Source organism: Ruegeria sp. YTSC004 (assembly GCF_059609805.1).
The window spans coordinates 21,836-42,482 of the sequence record NZ_JBXWMJ010000010.1 but is presented as its reverse complement, the minus strand read 5'-3'; the positions used below and the strand labels follow the sequence as shown (position 1 = coordinate 42,482).

Below are 20,647 nucleotides of genomic sequence, written 5' to 3'. Positions count from 1 at the left end.
CTGACTAGGCGGGCAAAACGCCTGCCTATTCCTCACGTCCCGCTACGATCAATCCCCTGGACCGCAGAAGTTCGGTTAATGGTCCGTCTTCCAGACCAACATCCAGAATCTCGTAGTTTTCCAGTGCCGTAGCATCGGCATTACCCATCCGGTCGAGAGTCAGGGCCGGAGTGTGGGTTTCAAGCTGTATATCACCTTAGGCCAGCGCAACGCTCCAGCCTGATCGATCACGCGCCAAAGCCGGTAATTGCGTTCGGAGGAATTCATAACAACTTTATTATTCAAGACATCGCAAGGGTGCGCTGGTTACGCGTAGTATCATCTCTTCTACTTCACGCAGGCTCGAATTGAAGCAAAAAAGAGAGCCACACCGTGTGAGTGTTGTCCTAACGAGGCAATCGATAGCGCAAGTAGCAGACTAACGAAAAATTCATCGAAGTCATCAATGCACAATTGCCAACATGTGCAACTAAACGACGGTCAGCGTGACGGCACCGACCGAGTTGCCCTGCTGATTTCTTAGAGTGAATCTCCGTCGTGAATTGTGTCAGAAAGGGGTTTTTGCGTGCAAAACACTTCCGATAAATTTTTAGTAATGATTTGAGACTCAATGTTGCATTTTGGCAATGAGCGCGGAGTAACTCCAACAGAGCGAATTTAATTCGAATTATCGCCTTAATCTTGTGTTTATTTTATTCCGATATGTGATGGGGAAATTCGAATTGTAGGTTGCCGTTCTGCGCGAACTCGGTTTCCCCCCCATGTGTTGTGACTAAGTCGTATGCGGGGTGCAAGGGTGTCCAAGAAGTCAAGTTTGCTGCTGGCTGTTTCTTTTTATACTTTAATTTCAACACCTTTATTCGCAGCGCCCACGGCAGACTCGAAAGTAGGCGACACGGTGGCCAACCCGGTGACAGGTATGGATACCACTGTCAGCGCACTGATTGTCGACCCGGCCTCGACGCCCACAGCCGGAACAACAGCATTTGTAGAGACAGCAGATGGATACGTTTTCCTAGTCAAAGATGCCGGGGACACAATCTACAATTCCGACAATCCTCCGCTAGCATTCGAAATTGTATCCATTTCAGGAACAACGGCTCAAATTAGCAATTCCGGAGCATCCGGTACGGCCGGTTTGTCCACTCAATTGACGCTGTCGCAGTACAATAGCAATTTCAACAGCTCTGGGACTCCAGGTGCGGTGACACCACCTGAAGATGTGTCGGGACCGAACGGCGTGAACCAAGTTGTCTATGGTCAGGATGGGAGCAATGGCCGTGACGGCGCGTTGGTTGTACCGCCTAGCTCAGGCGGCAATGGCGCAACTGGTCCGACGCAAACAAAGACCCTTAGCAGTGATGTCAACGCCACCAGCAACATAGGGTGGCAGGTCGGCAGCGTCGGCGGCGATGGTGGCAATGGTGGTGACTCCTACCTGAGCTTCTGGGACGGACGCGATGGCGGCGATGGCGGCAAGGGCGGCACCGTCAACGCAACACAGTCCAGCAGCAGCACAATCCAAACCTCGGGCAGTGGCAATTACGGCATTTTCGCATTCAGTCGAAGTGGCGAGGCTGGGAATGGCGGCAGCGGGTTCGCCGCCCCCGGCGGTGGTACTGGCGGGCATTCAGCGGATGGCGGCAATGTGACCGTCACGCAGAGAGGTGAGATTTCGACGTCCGGAGATTCCGCCGATGGTATCTATGCCCTGAGCGTTTCGAACAATGGTGGCAACGGCGGCGCGCAGTGGGGCCTGGTAGGATCTTCAGGTGACGGCGGCTATGGCGGAAGCGGCGGAGCTGTGACAGTCAATACCACATCAACCGGCAGCATTCTGACAAGCGGCGACTATGCGAACGGGATTTATGCACAGTCGATTGGGGGTTCGGGTGGGTCCGCAGGGACCAGCGGCAACCTATTGGTGTCCTTGATCGGCGGTGCCGACAACGGCGGTAACGGCGGGACGGTCACGGTTTCCCATGCTGGCGCCATTGAGACACAGGGAGACTTTTCGCGCGGGATTGTGGCGCAGTCCATTGGCGGCGGCGGTGGGTCTGGCGGAACAGGTGGTGGCCTGGTTTCGCTGTCTCTGGGCGGGGTCGGATCGAATGGTGGCAGCGGCAGCGCCGTTAGCGTGACGGTTCAGGGCAGCGGCAGCATTCTGACCTCAGGCAAAGGTGCCGATGGGGTCATGGCGCAATCTATTGGCGGCAGTGGTGGCACGGGTGCGAACTCATACGGGTTGGTCGCAATCGGTGGCACCGGGTCAAGAGGAGGCACAGGAGCTGCAGTAAGCGTCAGTAACTACGGACAAATCCAGACCGGGGGCGACGGCGCGCGCGGAATCATCGCTCAGTCGATTGGCGGCGGTGGCGGCGACGGTGGCTCGTCCGCAGGAATGGTATCCGTTGGCGGAAACGGCAGCGGCGGTGGCGCTGGATCAACTGTGACCATCGTCAATGACGGGATCATTACCACGACCGGAGACGATGCGATGGGCATTCTGGCCCAGTCCATCGGCGGTGGTGGCGGCAATGGCGGTTCTTCCGGAGCGGTCGGCGCATTCGTGGGCGTTGCCATCGGCGGCGATGGCGGGTCCGGAGGCAAGGGCGGCGACGTGAACGTCACATTGTCGAACACCGACAGCAGTCAGCCATCTGCAATTCAAACCTCAGGCGATCGCTCCACTGGTGTGTTCGCACAATCCGTCGGCGGCGGTGGCGGCAATGGCGGCGGCGCTGTTTCAGTAGCGGTCGGTGCCTTTGGAGCGGCTTCGGTCTCGGTTGGTGGCTCGGCCGGCAGTGGCGGCGACGGCGGCGATGTGTCAATCAGCGGCAGCGGGTCTGCATCTGTGCAGACCGGTGGCGACGATGCAATTGGCGTCATGCTGCAATCCGTTGGCGGCGGAGGCGGCAATGGTGGATATGCGGTTTCTGTTGCAGTGTCTGGCGGCCCGGTTTCGGGCTCTTTGGCAGTTGGTGTCGGCGGCGATGGTAGCACGGGTGGCAAAGGCGGCACGGTCACGGTCGGCCAGTTTGACGGCAGTGGCTCTCCGACGGCTGCGGGGTTTGAAGGCACCGTTGTCACAACCGGCAACCGCTCGACCGGTATGCTGTTTCAATCCGTTGGCGGCGGTGGTGGTAATGGCGGCTTGGCTGTGGCGGCAACCGGTGGTGCCTCGGCGCTGTTTTCCGGCAATGTCTCTGTTGGTATCGGCGGTGAGGCTGGCAGTGGCGGCGACGGCGGCGATGTGCAGGTCTATACCAAGGCTGACATCACAACGACGGGAACCAGTTCGAGTGCTTTGATCGCACAGTCCGTTGGCGGCGGCGGCGGCAATGGCGGTGGCAGTATTGCAGCCGGTGTCAGCGCAAGCGGCGTGGCGGCAATTGGGATCAACGTGGGTGTTGGCGGAGATGGCGGCGGTGCCGGGATCGGCGGCGACGTCACCCTGATTGCAGGCGGGACAAACATCGAAACCAGGGGAGCATTTTCCAGCGGTGTTGTCGCACAGTCCGTGGGTGGCGGCGGCGGCAATGGCGGCTACAGCGTCGGCGCGAGCGCCGATATTGGCGGGGCGGCTGCTGGGTCTGTCAGTGTGGGCCTTGGCGGCAAAGCCGGCGGTGGCGGTGACGGCGGCGCAGTAACCGCACAGGTTGACGCAAACGTCACAACGCGGGGCGATGACTCTGGTGCTGTTGTAGTTCAGTCCATCGGCGGCGGTGGCGGCAATGGCGGCTTCAGTGTCGCCGCGGGTCTGGCCGCAGGCGGAGCCGGTGCAGGAACCGTTGGTGTCGGGCTTGGCGGCGAAGGCGGCAGCGGCGGTATCGGCGGCAGCGTGACCGGTGTTCTTGTCAACGGTGATGTCCGCACCGAAGGTCTGCGCTCGACAGGTGTTGTGATCCAGTCCATCGGCGGTGGCGGTGGTAACGGCGGTTTCAACGTGACGGCCGGTGTGGCCGCTGGCGGTGCAGGCGCTGGTTCGATTGGTGTCGGACTTGGCGGAGGCGGTGCAACAGGTGGCAATGGCGGCATTGTTGAAGGACAGGTCGTGGGCAACGTGACCACGCTTTCCGACAATTCCAGCGGTGTCGTATTCCAATCTATCGGCGGCGGTGGCGGCAATGGCGGTTTCAACGTAACCGCCGGGGTAGCCGGTGCAGGCGCTGGTGGCGGCGCGGTTACGGTTGGCTTGGGCGGCGACGCGTCCGGCGGTGGGATCGGTCGTTCAGTGACTGGTCGGGTTACCGGAACTGTCAGCACGACTGGTGCGGATTCGACAGCGGTTCTGGCGCAATCCGTCGGCGGCGGCGGCGGTAATGGAGGCTTTAATGTCAGCGCCTCACTCGCGGGCGCGGGTGTGGGCAGCGGTGCCGTTTCAGTTGGGCTGGGCGGCAGCGGCGGCACAGGTGCAACTGGTGGCACGGTAAATCTGACAACCACGGATGCAATCGTAACGGCTGGGGACAGGTCGTCCGGCGTAGTCGCTCAGTCCATTGGCGGCGGCGGCGGCAATGGCGGCTTCAACGTCTCGGGCACAGGCGCAGGCGCCGGTGTCGGGTCCGGTGCAGTTAGCGTGGGGCTTGGCGGCGACGGAGCTGGAGGCGGCGATGGCGGCGCGGTCACTCTGACCTCCGGCGGGACAATCCTGACTCAGGGCGACTCGGCGACGGCGTTTCTGGCCCAATCCATCGGCGGCGGCGGCGGCAATGGCGGGTTCAACGTCAGTGCTTCGGTCCAGGGATCTGGCGTTGGCGGGGGCGGAGTTTCGGTTGGCCTTGGCGGCGATGGTGCTGGCGGGGGAGATGGCAACACCGTCATCGCAACTTCGAACAATTCGGTCGAAACCCGTGGTGATCAGTCCTCGGGCGTAGTGGCGCAATCCATCGGCGGCGGCGGCGGCAATGGCGGGTTCAATGTTTCTCCGGTTCTGTCAGGTGCAGGAACTGGTAGCGGAGCCGTCAGCGTCGGGCTCGGCGGGTCAGGCGACACTGGCGGCAATGGCGGCAACGTGACACTGACGTCGAACGGTACCATTCTGACCGACGGCTTTGCCTCTGGCGGTTTTGTGGCGCAGTCCCTTGGCGGTGGCGGCGGTAACGGCGGCTTTAACGTCTCGCCAACCCTGTCAGGTGCAGGCGTCGGAGCGGGTTCAGTTTCGGTTGGGCTAGGAGGTTCAGGCGGCGGCGGCGGCGACGGCAGCCTGGTAACCGCGAGCACAACGGCCAACGTAGTGACCAAGGGAGATGCTTCAGTTGGTATTCTGGCACAGTCCGTTGGTGGCGGCGGCGGCAATGGTGGCTTTAACATTTCACCTGCCTTGGCAGGTGCGGGCACCGGGTCAGGCGCGATCAGTGTCGGACTGGGCGGGTCTGGCGGTAGCGGCGGCACCGGCGGTGTCGTTGGTCTGACCGTTGCGAACAGTGTGCAAACCGAAGGCGCGCAATCGAGCGCGGTTGTTGCCCAATCCATCGGCGGCGGCGGCGGTAACGGCGGCTTCAATGTCTCGGCTTCAGTTGGCGGCGCGGGCACAGGTTCTGGCGCAGCAGCCGTTGGGCTAGGTGGTCGGGGAACCGGCGGCGGCGATGCCTCAGCGGTAACCGCAAACGTGACCGGGAACCTTGTGACGTTGGGCGAAACCTCGACCGGTTTGCTGGCGCAGTCCGTCGGCGGCGGAGGTGGTAATGGCGGAATGAACATCTCAGTCGCGGTTGCCGCGGCAGGTACGGGATCGGGTGGCGCATCCGTTGGTCTGGGCGGCGCATCTGGAACGGGCGGCGACGGAGGAACGGCTGAGGCCTCTTTGAACGGCAACGTTTCGACGCAAGGGGACGAGTCCGGCGGTTTCATAGTTCAAAGCCTTGGCGGCGGTGGCGGCAACGGCGGCATGAACGTCTCTGCCACAGTCACGGTTGCCGGAACCGGCAGCGGTGGTGCGTCTGTCGGGCTTGGCGGCAGCGGGGGTAGTGGCGGTGATGCCAATACGGCCGACGGCACGGTTGTGGGTGATGTCACAACGGCCGGCGACAATTCGGGCGGTGTTTTGGTCCAGTCCGCCGCGGGCGGCGGTGGTAACGGAGGGCTGAATGTCTCTGCGGCCGTGAATATTTCGGGCACCGGCGGCGGCGCTATTGGCGTTGGTATCGGTGGATCCGGCGGTGACGGCGGTAATGCAAGTGCGGCCACTGGTTCGGTTACCGGCGACGTTACCACCAGCGGTGAAAACGCAACCGGCGTTCTGGTTCAGTCTGTTGGCGGAGGCGGTGGCAATGGCGGCGTCAACATCTCGGGTGCGCTCAGCATTGCGCGCACAGGGTCCGGTGCTGCAGGAATCGGAGTGGGCGGCTTTGGCGGTAGCGGCGGTACCAGTGGGGCCGTCGACAATACGTTCTCGGGCAATGTCAGCACTTCGGGCACACGCTCGGCTGGTATTATTGCCCAAAGCCTCGGCGGCGGCGGCGGCAACGGTGCCACGAATATTTCCGGCGCGATTTCGGTGGCCAGCAACTATTCAGGCGGTCTCGGGATTGGTGTTGGTGGCTTTGGTGGCGACGGTGGTGATGCAAACAATGTAACGCAACAAGTTACCGGCAGTGTTGTAACAACAGGAGACGACTCGGTCGGGATTCTGACACAAAGCCTTGGCGGCGGCGGCGGCAATGGTGGCACTAACATCTCGGCCGCGTTGTCCCTGTCTCGGTCGGCCAATGCGGCCGTGGGTATCGGCGTAGGCGGCTTTGGTGGCGGCGGCGCAAATGCCGGTGCCCTGGTTCAGTCGACTGTTACGGGCGGTGTTGGCACCGTCGGCGATCGCAGCACAGGTATTCTGACACAGAGCCTCGGTGGCGGTGGCGGCAATGGCGGCACGAATATCTCGGCCTCGTTGGGCATTAGTCAGGAAAATGGCGGCTCGGTCAGTCTGGGCGTGGGTGGCTTCGGGGGCGGGGCCGGTAACGCCGGTGACGTGATCAGCACCCTGCGGTCCAGCACGGATAGCAGTGGCACAACCTCGGTGGTCACAATAGGGGCGGACAGTATCGGTGTCATGGCGCAATCCGTTGGCGGCGGCGGCGGCAATGGCGGCCTCAACGTCTCGGGTGCCGTTAATCTGACAGGTAAATCCGGTGCGGCGGTGACTTTGGGCCTTGGCGGTTTTGGCGGCGGCGGCGGCGGTGCCGGGGCGGTAACACTGGATGTGGAAAGTGATGTAGTCACGGCTGGCGACGGGTCACATGGCGTATTTGCGCAGAGCCTCGGTGGTGGTGGCGGCACAGGCGGCGTGAATATTTCGGGCTCTCTGGCGCTGACAAAGCCCTCGGGGTCGGACACAATCTTTTCGGTCGCGGCTGGTGTTGGCGGCTTTGGCGGATCGGGTGGCGATGCCAGCAATGTTGATCTGGACTACACCGGCAATGTTCAGGCCGTTCCGATGGTCAGGCAACCCGACGGCACATTTGCCGTCGACCAAAGCAAAGGCGCCAGCGGTATTATCGCGCAATCGCTGGGCGGTGGCGGTGGCAATGGCGGCACCAATGTCTCCGGCGGTATCGCGATCAGCGGCAAGCCAGGTGCGGGCCAAACGGACAGCAGCAAGTCCTATGCGGTGGTCGTGGGCGTCGGTGGGTTCGGCGGCGGCGGCGGTGATGCCGGGAATGTCGATGTGAATATCGGCGCAGGCAGCACGATCAGGGCGCACGGAACCGGCCAATCCGGTCTGTTGGCCCAATCCCTTGGCGGCGGTGGCGGCAATGGCGGCCTGAATGTGTCGGGTGGTATCGTATCCGACAGCTCGTTGATTGTTGGTGTTGGGGGTTTCGCCGGTGACGGCGGCAAGGCAGGAGACGTCACGGTCACGTCGCAGGCTGACATCACAGTCACAACCAACCCGGACGATATCTCTATTCCCGATACGACAACATTTGAAGACAAGCTGCGCGATTTCCTCGGCGACACGATTGTCGACGACACCGAAGAGCTGGCCTCGTCCTTCGGGCTCGAACGTTTGTTCATCGATATGGGAGTTTTTAACGAGGAAAAACCAGATACCGATGGTTCAGCTGGACTGATGGCACAATCCATTGGCGGCGGGGGTGGTAACGGCGGTCTGAACGTTTCGGGCGGTATTGCGCTGAGCAAAGATGGCAAGATCCCTTCGGTTACCTTTGGCGTCGGCGGCTTTGGCGGCGACGGCAATGTTTCGGGTGATGTGACCGTCGGCCATACCGGCACCGTTTCGGTGGCAGGTAACTGGAAGCACGGTGTTTTGGCACAGTCCATCGCTGGCGGTGGTGGTAACGGCGCATTGAACGTGACCGGACAGCTGAACTATGGCGACTCTAACAACTCCGACGGTAAAACCGATCTGAGCATTGTGGGCGGTCTGGGTGGCCACGGCGGTACCGGCGCGGATGCTGGTGATGTTTCAGTTACGCAATCTGGAAACATTTCGACAAATGGCTATCACGCGCGCGGTGTCTTTGCCCAAAGCATAGGCGGCGGCGGCGGCACCGGTGGGATTAATGCGACCTTCGTCGGCACGAAAGACAGCTCGCCAATTGCTATGGGTATCGGCGGCTTTGGCGGTGGCGGCGGCGATGCAGGCGATGTCACGGTTGCGCGTGGATCCGCGGCTGCGGCTGCGGGTACCATCACGACTGACGGTGCCGGTTCGCACGGGATCGAAGCCTCAAGCATTGGCGGCGGCGGCGGTGATGCCGGTATCAACGCGGTTGTGGGCATCAGTAAAACCACCGGAAGCAAGAGCAATGGCGGAACCGGCGATTCAACTGACCGGAAAACGCCCACCAACACGGGCGTCGATGACTCGGTAATTGCCAACTACAACGCCGTTCTCGATGAGTTGGAGGGCAAGGTGAACCCTGCCGACTCCTCCGGCAATAAAACCGGCGTGTCGGCTGTTATCGCCATAGGCGGTGATGCTGGAACGGCCGGGGACGGCGGCACCGTGGATATCGATCACTATGGTGACATCGTTACGCTGCAGGACGGCAGCCACGGGGTCTTTGGTCAATCCATTGGTGGAGGCGGCGGCAACGCGGCTTTGAACCTTGGTATGACGTACGAACTGGCCTCAGACGCGACCAACAAGGGCTTTGGCCTGGCTGTCGGAGGCGGTACGGGTGAGGGCGGTATCGGCGGTTCGGTCGATGTTCGCAATACCGGGGACATCACGACCAGCGGCGCGGACTCTCATGGCCTTTTTGCCCAATCCGTTGGCGGCGGCGGCGGCAATGCGGGCTACAACTCTGCCTCGACATCTGTAGATGGCGGCAACGTGAATATTCAAATCGGTCGGACCGGTGGTACCGGCGGAAGCGGTGGCGATGTCTATGCAAGCTCGAATGGCATCGTCCGCACTGCTGGTAACCGTTCATACGGCTTCTTCGCCCAGTCCATCGGTAACGGCGGCGGCAATTCGTCCTCGACATCAGTCAGCATAGGTACGCCCAAGACCGGCGACAGCAAGGGCAACAAAGCCAGCTTGTCAGTCGGGCTTGAAGGAGGCACTGGTGGCGAAGCGGGCGATGTGACGACAGTTGTCGCCGGAACAGTCGTTACTGAGGGGACGGATGCTCACGCCGTGTTTGCCCAGTCCGTTGGTGGTGGCGGTGGCAATGGTGGCAAGGCCAGCAATTCAGCCGGTAAGGGTACGTCTGTTGCGCTTTCCATTGGCGGCACAGGAGGCACAGGTGGTGTAGGCGGCAAAGTCGACGTGTCCAACACCGCGCGAATTGCGACTTTCGGTGATCGTTCCGTCGGTTTGATGGCGCAATCTATCGGTGGCGCGGGTGGCACCGGCGGCATGGTTCAGGCGGGTCAATCGAACCTCGACACCATCAAAGCCGTGGTCAATCCGTCGACGGTCGGCACGACAATTTCGGTTAACATCGGCGGCACAGGCGGCGACGGCATGACTTCGGACACCGTGACCGTAGTCAGCGATGGGATCATCACGACCGAGGGCACGATGGCTCATGGCATCTTCGCTCAATCCGTTGGCGGCGGTGGCGGTATGGGTGGTTTGGTTGAAAACCGCATCATCAGCTTGCGCAAAGACATCGGGAACACAGCGACGCTGTCCATTGGTGGCACTGGCGGAACCGGAGCAGTGTCTGCAGCGGTTTCCGTCACAAATCGGGACCTAATCCAGACGACGGGCGACAAGTCCATTGGCATCTACGCGCAGTCCGTCGGCGGTGGGGGTGGCGATGCGCAACAGGTGCGCAACATCATTCTGGGCCGGTCCTCGGACGGAGCAACGACAAATGCCATTCTGATTGGTGGCACGGGTGGCACTGGCGGGTCTGGCAGCACCGTAACTGTCGTCAATGAAGCTGATGCCACTATCCGCACCACCGGTAAGGAGAGCCATGGCATCCTTGCGCAGTCCGTCGGTGGCGGCGGCGGCAATGGTGGCTCTACGATCTCGGTCGACGGGCGCTATGGCGGGGCTGAGGCCAGCACGCGGCGGGCACTACAATTCGGTCTTGGCGGATCGGGTGGTACTGGGGGCACGGGCGGCAACGTCTTGGTGACCAACGCAGGGACGATCGTGACAACTGGTGAAGCCGCGCATGGTATCTTCGCCCAATCCATCGGTGGTGGTGGTGGCAATGGTGGAAGTTCGATCACTGGGACGCTGCGACTGAAGACGGGCGACAGCAGTTCTCCGACCGCGCAGTTGAATATTGGCGGTTCCGGAGGCAGCGGCAACATCGCCGGTAACGTGGTCGTAACAAACAGCGGTGACATCCGCGTTGATGGCGCGGGTGCATACGGCATCATGGCGCAATCCGTTGGCGGCGGTGGCGGCAATGGCGGGTTGGCTGTTGCGATGGATGTAAATGACCTCAAGAACACCATGACGGGCAAATCTTATTCGAAGATCGCCATCGGCGGATCGGGCGGGGACGGCTCAGATGGCGGAGACGTCACAGTCAACCATACAGGCGCGATTGTCGTGAATGCAGAAAACGGGTTTGGCATCTTTGCGCAATCTGTTGGAGGCGGCGGCGGAAATGCCGGATATTCGGTGTCATCCCCTCTTGTCTCGGCGCTGGACTACACGGTTTCGCAATTGCTTGGTGCGCGTGAGGGTGCCAATGGGTCCGTTGGAACCGTTACCGTCAATTCGACCGGGGACATTCTTGTGAATGGGACAGGTAGCGAGGCTATTTTCGCTCAGTCCGTGAATGGCGGTGGTGGTAATTCCGAAACATCAGTCGATTTCACAACCGAAACTGCCAGCGCTGGAGGAACCGGCACTTCCTATATCAGCGACATCTCTTTGGGTGGCGATGAAGTTTCAGACATGGCTGGCAGTCAGGTCGCGCAATCACATACAGGCAATATCGCGACGACAAGCGACCGCTCGACCGGCTTGATGCTGCAGAGCGTTGGCGGTGGTGGTGGTATATCAGCGAACAACGTCAATGTTCAGGACGGTGACGGTATCGACATCACCGCACGTCTGGGTGCGATTAACACGGATGACGCCAGTGGCGGCGACGTGACCGGCAGCCGGACCGGAGATGTGGGCACAGACGGCGCATTTTCCTCGGCGGGTGCAGCGCAGTCTATCGGAGGCGGCGGTGGTAAGCTTGTGCTGAACAGCGCTGGCACCGCGAATACAAACAAAGCTGCTTCGGTGATCCTGGGTTCCGACCCAAGTTTCCGCAATGACGGCGGTGATATCGACCTCTCTCTGGACGGAGACATTACCACTACGGGTGATCGGTCATTTGGTCAGAGTGTTCAAAGCATTGGTGCGGGTGGCGGTGAGGTCGTTGTTGCTGGACTAGGACGTTTGGATGTAACTTTGGGTGCACAAGACGATTCAACCGGTGACGGCGGAACTGTTGGTCTTACTAATATCGGGGGCATCACCACCAGCGGCTCTGGGTCTCATGGTTTCGTAATCCAAAGCATAGGCGGCGGCGGCGGTCTTGTCTCTACAGATTTGGATGCAAGCCAAATCACAGTGAATCTCTCGCCTGCTAATGGTGGTAACGGTGGCGACATTACGTTCACCCAAAACGGTAATATCGTCACCACCGGTGAAAACGCGATTGGTGTTGTGGCGCAGTCACTGGGCGGTGGTGGTGGCATGGTGGATTCGGCTTTCCGTGGATCTGCGGGTGGTGCTGGGGCCGGTGGCACCATCGACATGGCGCTGAATGGCAATATCCTGTCCGTGGGCGAAGGCGGCATCGGCGTTCTGGCCCAATCCGAAGGGCGCGACGGAGCGGGTGCAATCACGCTTGGCTTCGATGGCGTCGTCATGGGCGGGACCGGGCAAGCAGACGCAATTGCATCAATCGTTGTGGACGGCGGCGCGAACAACGCGCTGACTTTGTCCAAGGACACAGTGCTTCTCGCCGGGAATAACCAGTTGGTGAACGGCGGAAACGGCAATGAACAGATTTCGTTGGCGGGTAAGGCACTGGGCAATCTGGACCTTGGCGCGGGTACCAACGGTCTGACCGTCGAGGAACAGGGCGCCTTTTATGCGCTGGACACGATTAATCTGGGCGCTTCTGGGTTGATGCAAGTGAATGGCGACTTTGTTTTAGGGGCGAACTGGGGTCTGAATACGGACATGACGCCGACTGTTAAGTCGGGTGACTTTGTCTTTACCGGTAACGTCAGCCAGACCACGAACCTGACGGGAAGCCTAGCCTTTGGTGCGACGGCATCCTCGACCTTCGACGTATATTACCTCACCACGGGTGCATCGGGTGGCAATAGCGATCTGGTTAATGTCAGCGGTGACGCCACAATGGGCGGCACACTGACACCACGGCTCAATACGCTTCAACGGGCGTTACCTCTAGTCATCGTCGACCCGAATGGGACAGCTGCGGATGCGGGCACGACGATTCAGGACACAGTAGTGTTGGATTACTCGATTGGCTTGAACGGCTCGACATCGGACGGCAGTTCGATTGATCTGGTGATAACTCCGGACTATTCGACCGCGAACATGAACGCGAACGAGGCGGCCGTTGGTGACTACATCAACCAGGTGCTGAATGGGCAGGGCTCCGCTGCGCAAGGTGAGTTGTTCGCCCTGATCGGGAACATGACCTCCGAAGCTGATGTCATCGCGGCAATCGGTGCATTCACTGTGGCCGACTACGCTGCGGATGCAGTTGATGCCTACTACGGCACCCGGGTATTCGCAAACGCACTGCATAACTGCGAGCGGTTTACCGATTACCAAGCCGGAGACGATCCACGCAATTGTGTCTGGTTCTCCGGAGGAAGGTCTTTCTACGACCGCGAGCAGACTGGTATCTACGATGAGTTGGACATCAACAATACCAACCTGTCTGCCGGTGTCCGTTTGCCGGTTGGGGATGAGCTCTATGCCGGTTTCGCGTTGGGTTACGACCAAATAAGCCTGCGGAATGGTTCGCAGTACAATGCGACCGGTGACCGGTTCAATCTGGGTGCTTCGCTGACCAAATACACCGGCCCGTGGGAGTTCGCGGCCATGCTGTCAGCCGGCTGGTCAGACTATGACTCCGACCGGTCCGGTGGGATCAGTGGTGTGCTGCCCAACGGAAACGTGGTTAACACCGTTGGCGTCAGTTCGATCAAGCACAAGATGAACCAGCAGAACCTGCGGTTGAGTTTTGCCTATGATCACAGATTTGCCGGTGGCAGTTCTTATCTGCGACCCGAGATCGCTGTTGACGCCACCCGTCTGGCGACAGAAAGCAACGGTGATGCAACTCTTTCGGGGATCGTCCTGCAGGATGATAGCGAGATGATCTACTCCCTGACCCCATCGCTTGAGATCGGGACAGAACAGATTCTCAGCGCCTCTCAAAAGCTACGCGTAAGCTTCCGCGCCGGCGCCATCATCTCGTCGAACGACACAGTATCAGTAAGCGCCGGTTTTGCAGGTGCAAGCGCAGCTGATGGTGGGTTTACGAATACCAGCTTTATCGGAGACGCCCATGGGCTGGTTTCGGCGCGATTGGGGCTGTATGCGTTGGATGACAGCAGCTTTATCAATCTGAGCCTGGACCATATGTTCGGGGACTCAACCAAGGCTCTCCAGGTTGGTCTGGGCCTTGGGGTACAATTTTGAGCAATGAGGGACGGCAGTATGAAAATTTGGCTTGGCGCGCTAGGAATCTCACTGGGTTTGACACACCCTCTTGCCGCGCAAGAGAAAGGCACACTCCCGTGGTCGGTAAATTGTGGAAATCCGGGCAACGGAACCGAGCTGGTCTGTGAAATGTCCCAGAGTATTGTTTTGACCGAAAACAACCAGAGGCTTACCTCCGTTGCGTTCGTGAAGCCTGCGAGGAAAGATGAGACCGAAGCCGTGCTGACCTTGCCGTTTGGTCTTCTGTTTTCCGAAGGGGTGATCGCAAAGGTCGATGACGTCGAAGTCGCCCGTCTGGAGTTTCTGACCTGCGAGGCTCAAGGCTGCTTTGCTCGTTCCGCTGTCTCAACAGAGTGGATGTCTGCGATGCGGGCGGGTAAGCAATTTACGATCGAAAGTAAAAACACAGCAAGAGATCCAATCTCCTTTGGTTTCGATCTGACGGGATTCAGCAAGGTATCAGATATTCTGCCGTAACGACTGTTTTTTGCATACAGGCATCTGTCTGGTGCTGGTCATCGAAATCGGACCCTTGATCGTGCCGGGCATGGAACATTGATCGAACGAAGGCCGCCATAATCGTACCGGGAGCAGCCATACCCCACAAACGCCATTCCAAATCATGATCAAGGGCAAGAGATCTGGAAGGAAAAGTTCCTGTACCAAACTTGACCGGACAGACACTGCCGGAAAAACAGCCAACGGTCAGATCACATAGGAACCGCTACAATTGAAGTTGCCAACATAGTTCTAAAACGCCAGTTACCCTAGCAATTCAACAACCGGATTTCGGGTGTTGGCCGAGATTGCGGGATAGGTGTGCCCTCTAAGAAGCCGACTTTGTTCACTCAAAAAACTCGCGGTACAATCGCTGATCCTGCGTTTCACACAGCGCTTGATTATTCACGCAGGGCGCGATCTTTGATCTTGATTACGGGTTGCAAAAGGTAGTCTAGAACCGTTTTCTTGCCTGATAAGATATCCACTTCCGCAATCATCCCCGGGATGATCTCGACGGCTACGCCGCTTGCGTCCAAAATAGCGTGACGTGTCTGGATTTCGATGACAAAGACCTCTTCATCATTGCGTTCGGGCCTTGTCACCGTGTTGGCGCCTATGCGGGTGATCTCACCGTCCAGCGCGCCGTAACGCGCAAAATCATAGGCCGTAATTTTCACCTTAACGGGCTGGCCTGCGTGTAGAAACGCGATATCTTCGGGGCGAACATAGGCCTCGACCAGAAGCCTGTCGTCCAATGGAACAATCTCGATCAGTTCTTCACCGCTGCGTGCCAAACTGCCAATCGTTGTCCGGTGAACGCGATTTATGATTCCACGCACGGGTGATCTGATCTGTGCGCGATCCGCGCGGTCTTGCAAGGCCGGTAAGGACGGCCGAAGTGCCGCGAGTTCGGCTGTCGAGACCGCAAGGTCGGTGAGCGCTGCGCTCCGGAACCTGCTATGTGCGGCTTGAATACGATCGTCGATTTCTTTCAATCCGGTTTTCAACCTGTTGGTCACTGCAACTGCACGGACCTTGCGACCCTCCCATTCAGCGGAACTGCGGCGCAGCGACAAAAGCGTTGTCGCAGGCTCCATCCGTTTTTCCACCAAGGGGGTAATGATGGCGCGTTCTTCGGCCAGAATCCCAAGCGTCTCTTCGGCTGTCACCTGGTCTACCAGCCCTTCCTCATATTCGCGCTGGCGCAGCTCACGCTGTCGCTCCAGAATGGCAATTTCAGCGGCCAGTTCCGCCTGACGGCCCTGATACAAAGCAGTTTCGGATTTGACCACTTCTGGCGCGCCTTCAATGAGCTTTTTTGAGAAAGTAAGCTGGGTGCCGTCAATCTCTGCCTGCAATCGTTGGGCACGAGCCGTCAATCCAAATGCGCGCTGTTGTTCCTGGCTCAACTGACTGTCGATCTGCGTTGTGTCGAACTCCATTAACAGCGTTCCCTTGTCGACAACCAGCCCTTCCGCGACGTGCAAGTATTGTAATACTCCGGGTTCTGTTGCCTCAATCAGCTGCACGTCCGCCGACGGCACAATCCGGCCATCCACGCGGGTCACGTCGTCGAGTTCCGTCATGTAGGCCCAAAGCCCGGCGGAGACGAGGCAGGCAAGGATAACAAGCAACAGGAGAGATCCCCCCAACGGAGATTTCCCCCGCATTTCTCTTGCCATCATGGCAAGGTCAGGATGCCGCGACATTCAGATGCCTCCCTGTTGCGCGCGCGCGCTGGGTCAGCATGCTTTTTGGACCGTCTGCGCCGACCCGGCCGCGTTCGACCACAATGACCCTGTCGACCAGATCAAGCAGGCTGGTCCGATGTGTGACGATAACCATTGTGGTGTCTTTGGTTTCTTGTTTCAGACGCTTGATAACCTCGGCTTCGGTCTTCACATCCATTGCACTGGTCGGTTCATCCAACAACAACACTGGTGGGCGTCCAATCAGCGCGCGGGCCAGCGCGATGGCTTGACGCTGGCCGCCCGATATTCCTTCGCCACGTTCTGCCAGTTGTTGGTCATAGCCGTTGGGGCAATGCGCGATAAAATCTTCAACCCCGGCCACGTGGCCCGCTCTGATCAAATCTTGATCCATGGGCCGGATCGCACCGCTGGCAATGTTTTCGCGAATTGAGCCGGAAAAAAGCCAAACGTCCTGCAAAACCGAACCGACATTGCGACGTAAGTCGCCGGGGTCAATCTGACGGATATCGACCCCATCCAGCATTACCGAACCGGTCCTCGGCTCGAATAAACCGAGCATCAAACGCGCGATGGTGCTTTTCCCGGATCCGATCGCGCCCAGAATGGCAACTTTTTCACCCGGTTCTATGTCGAATGAGACACCTGAAAGGGCATCATCGGCTTGTTCAGGATAGGCAAAATGCACATCTTTGAAAGAAATGCGGCCTTTTGCATGTGGTCGACTGATCCAGTTGCGTCCTTCGGGCCGCTCATTTTCCGCCTGCATCAAAGCGTTCAGATTGCGATACGCGCTGCGCGCCTGGTTCACACGTGTGAGTGTCTGGGCAAGCTGCCCCAGTGGCGCCAGCGCGCGTCCAGTCAGCATTACAGACGCAATTAACGCACCCATACTTGCCTGCCCTTCAGTGATCAGGAACACGCCGAAGAAAACAATCAGGACCTGCGCCGCCTGTTGCGTGAATCCTGTCAGGTTCAATGCGAATTGGGTAACTGTCCGGCTGCGGATTCCGTGGGAGGACAGCCGCTCGATAGCATCTTCCCATCGCGCCCGCATTTGTTTTGCCGCTGCGGTTGTTTTGATGGTTTCAAGACCGGAAACGGTCTCGACCAGTACGGATTGTTTTGACTGACCGTCCGCAAAACTTTTTTCGGCCAAACGCGATAACATTGGTTGCACTGCCAGGCCCGCAATCAAAACAATCGGAACGGCAAGGGCAGGTATCAGCGCCAGAGGTCCACCAACGAGGTGAATGACCAGTAAAAAGAGGGCGATGAAGGGCAGGTCCACGAGTGCGACCAGAGTTGCCGATGTAAAAAACTCGCGCAGAGTTTCAAATTCGCGGATCGTGCTGGCCATAGCACCGGTCGATCCGGTCCGCGATTTCATTTTGATGTTCAAAACCTGGTCAAAAACGCGCCGCCCCATAAACATGTCTGCCTTTTGCCCGGCCCGATCAATAAAGCCAGCGCGCAAGAGTTTGAGGGCGAAATCGAAAGAAAGGGCAAGACCAACCCCTGCGGTCAGTGCGATAAGGGATTCCGTCGCCTCATTCGGAAGAACCCTGTCATAGACGACCATGATGAAAACGGATGTGGAAAGACCCAAAAAATTCGCTACCGCTGCGGCAAGCACCACTTGCGCATAGGACCAGCGGTTTGCCAACATGGCCGACCAAAACCAATGCCCGGATGCGGTCCTGTTTCGACCTGGTGTTTCCTCATTGTGGCTGCGCCGAAACAAAAGTGCGTAGCCGGTGTAGCTTTTCCCTAAAACTGTTTCTTCAACCTCACCGATGCCTTCACCCATCTCAGGGTCGAAAATCAGAAAACGGCCGCTCTTGGTACGCCCGTGAAATACAACTGCTTTATTGTCGTCCAACAGAAAAATTGCTGGGACCAGTGTGTCATCGAAATCCGCAAGTCTTCGCGACCCAAATCCCGCCTGCAACCCGGCATGGCGGGCAACCTCAATTGCATCTCGCTGGCTCAAATGACCTGTTGTGCCGGATTGCGCAGCGTGAAGTGCCCCGACCGTGATTGAGCGACCAAGATGCGAGGCGACGTGCCGCAGGCAAATTTCCAACGGAGAAAGCTCTTGTTTAGGTGCCAAAGGGTTCAACGCGGCCATGAATCTTCACCTGTGTTTGCAATTGAAATACCGAGATAATCCAGAATGTCCCCGGTCAGGCTGAGGGCGGCGTAGTTTGTGAGGAAGAAGCTTTGTTCCGCCAAAATCAGCCTTTGCTGCGCGTTCACATAGTCTCGCTGTGCATCCAGTATCTCGACCAAGCTGCGTCGGCCGATAGTGAATTGGGCCCGCGCAGCTTCCACGCTTTCGGCGTTGGCCTGGGCAGCTAAACGAGCCGCTTGCAGGCGAACCGCTCCCGCGTCCTGATCTGACCGGATGAACTCTAACTCGCGGCGGATTTCTCGAATTAACGTCTCACGGGCGAATTCGGCCTCTTTCACCTGAGCTTGGGCTGCAGCTATGGCAGCCTTACGTTGACCGGTGCTGTCCAGTTCATAGTTTACGGACAGGTCGACACCGAAATTAGCATCATTGCTGTCATCGCGATCTGCAAATGCCGCGATTTCTACACCTGGCTGTCGCCGCGCAATGGCTGCAGTTTGCTCGGCCTTTGCAGCGATCAAAGCGGCATTCGCACGCCGTACTTGTGGGCTGTCCAAAACGATTTGCGAATCCGTTCTGGCCAATTTGGGCGCAGCGACCGGAGCGGTAAGTGCCCCCGGTGGGCGTCCGAAGACTTCCTGGTACTGTGCCTCCGCCCTGTCTGTCCGAGCCTCTGCATCGGCAAGCTGCGTTCGCGCGTCTGCCATGCGCGAGCGTGCGGTCAAAACGTCTGCATTTGAGCCCACGCCCTGCGTGCTGCGTTCGGTGATCTGGCGCACGATCTCGGCGTGCACCTCAACATTCTGGGCTGAGATTTCCAGGATCTTGCGTCGATCAAGGACCACAACATACGCTTCGATTGCGGCAAGGGCCAGCGCCGCAGCGGTTTGCAGTTGACCGCCCCGGCTTTCGAGGACGCGAGCCTGAGCCGCAGCCAGTTCGCCCGACGCAGCGCCTCCGTCATAGACGAGTTGCGAAACGCGCAGATACGGGGTGAAGTCTGCAATATCGGAATTCACACGCTGTGATCGCGCATTGATTCCCATTGATACGCGAGGAAGAAAAGCACCCTTGGCCGCATTTTCGTCAGCGTCTGCGATTTCCAGTCGTGTCGCGCTTTGTGCGAGGTTTGGGTTGGTTTCGACAGCCGCCCGCACCCGTTGACCAAACTCGCTTTGCGTCAGACGTGGAAGGGGGGGCTGCGCGCCAGCCCCGACAGAACCTGCTGACAGAGAAACCTCTACGACCGTAAGGTCGGGTGGAGGTGCGCAGGCCGCCATCAAAGGAATACACAAACAGGCAAGATACTTTAGGCCAGAGTTGCAGGAGATCAGAGGCATTTTCACACCTCACCAGCCATGAAAAATTCGTCATTTTGCGCGTGTGCCATGGCGGTGAGGAAACGCGAAATGTCTGAATTTTCGGTATATTGGCTTTGAAGTTTGGGCTTCGTCAGCTGCTCTTGCGCCTGCGACAACCAAGAAATGTGCGAAAGTGATACTTGATGGGCGTGCAGCAATTGAATTGCACCGACATCGAACAATGCGAGTTTCTCTGCCTGCGAAAGAGCCTTCAAGCGTCGGGCATCCAGGACCAGAAACCCTGCCGGCAGCGCGACGTTATCGTAGCTTGCCATTTGTTCGAAAAGACCCATCCCTTGAATGACGTTACACACGGACCTTATGTCCTTGGCCGAGGCCTCTCGTGCTTGGAAAAATCTTAGGACGTTTGAAAGTTCAGCGGTCAACTCACCAGCATCGGTAAAGAACGGTTCGTCCTTCGGAGCATCGGTGACTAGACCAGAAGATTCATCGACCAGAAGTTGCGGATCACAACCCGTTTTACTCGGTAAACCCGCTTGAAATGGCGGGCACCGCAACCCAGACGGGATGTAGGCGGCCAGCCATCGGCCATCGTCGGACACAAAAGGGGTTGGCGCGTTGGGGTTCAATGACAATAGTGCTATAGGTTCAATTTCCCCCCCGGTTTCGCGAAACATTACCGGATACGTGGCCGCGACGAGCAGAATTTCTTTCTCGACAATTGAGCAAGCCTGCTGGGTTTCCGCAAAGTGGTAAGATGAAAAACGCTTCCAGTATTTGTCACCGTGCCGCTCATATGTGACTGGAAACAGGCCGTTCTCTGCCATGTTTGATCCTT

The 20,647-nt window shown here is 58.7% G+C and carries 7 protein-coding genes; 2 read left to right on the top strand and 5 right to left on the bottom strand.

All coding sequences use genetic code 11. From position 1 onward, the window contains the following. Positions 1-25 precede the first annotated feature (25 nt). Positions 26-148 (bottom strand): hypothetical protein, encoded by a 123-nt coding sequence (locus AC2FFP_RS17360; protein ID WP_496725038.1) that lies wholly within the window; start codon positions 146-148, stop codon positions 26-28. Positions 149-919: 771 nt separating this feature from the next. On the opposite strand from AC2FFP_RS17360, the gene AC2FFP_RS17355 reads away from it, so the two are divergent. Both AC2FFP_RS17355 and AC2FFP_RS17350 read left to right on the top strand, forming a co-directional pair. Next, positions 920-14,122, top strand: a complete 13,203-nt coding sequence (locus AC2FFP_RS17355; RefSeq protein ID WP_496881286.1) for a hypothetical protein — start codon at positions 920-922, stop codon at positions 14,120-14,122. Between the two features lie 18 nt (positions 14,123-14,140). Next, on the top strand, positions 14,141-14,620 hold the full coding sequence (locus tag AC2FFP_RS17350) for an invasion associated locus B family protein (protein ID WP_496769293.1): 480 nt from the start codon (positions 14,141-14,143) through the stop codon (positions 14,618-14,620). Positions 14,621-15,042: 422 nt separating this feature from the next. On the opposite strand, the gene AC2FFP_RS17345 is transcribed toward AC2FFP_RS17350, so the two are convergent. Genes AC2FFP_RS17345 through AC2FFP_RS17330 form a run of 4 tightly spaced genes read right to left on the bottom strand, consistent with a single transcriptional unit; the run spans position 15,043 to position 20,636 of the window. Next, positions 15,043-16,314: an HlyD family type I secretion periplasmic adaptor subunit gene (locus AC2FFP_RS17345; protein ID WP_496845143.1), complete on the bottom strand. Its 1,272-nt coding sequence runs from the start codon at positions 16,312-16,314 to the stop codon at positions 15,043-15,045. Between the two features lie 22 nt (positions 16,315-16,336). Further along, positions 16,337-18,484: a type I secretion system permease/ATPase gene (locus tag AC2FFP_RS17340; RefSeq protein WP_496769298.1), complete on the bottom strand. Its 2,148-nt coding sequence runs from the start codon at positions 18,482-18,484 to the stop codon at positions 16,337-16,339. Next, positions 18,472-19,827 (bottom strand): TolC family protein, encoded by a 1,356-nt coding sequence (locus tag AC2FFP_RS17335; RefSeq protein WP_496881285.1) that lies wholly within the window; start codon positions 19,825-19,827, stop codon positions 18,472-18,474. Before AC2FFP_RS17335 ends, AC2FFP_RS17340 begins: the two co-directional genes overlap by 13 nt. A 2-nt stretch (positions 19,828-19,829) precedes the next feature. Then, positions 19,830-20,636, bottom strand: coding sequence for a SapC family protein (locus tag AC2FFP_RS17330; protein ID WP_496845094.1), 807 nt, complete (start codon positions 20,634-20,636; stop codon positions 19,830-19,832). Positions 20,637-20,647 lie beyond the last annotated feature (11 nt).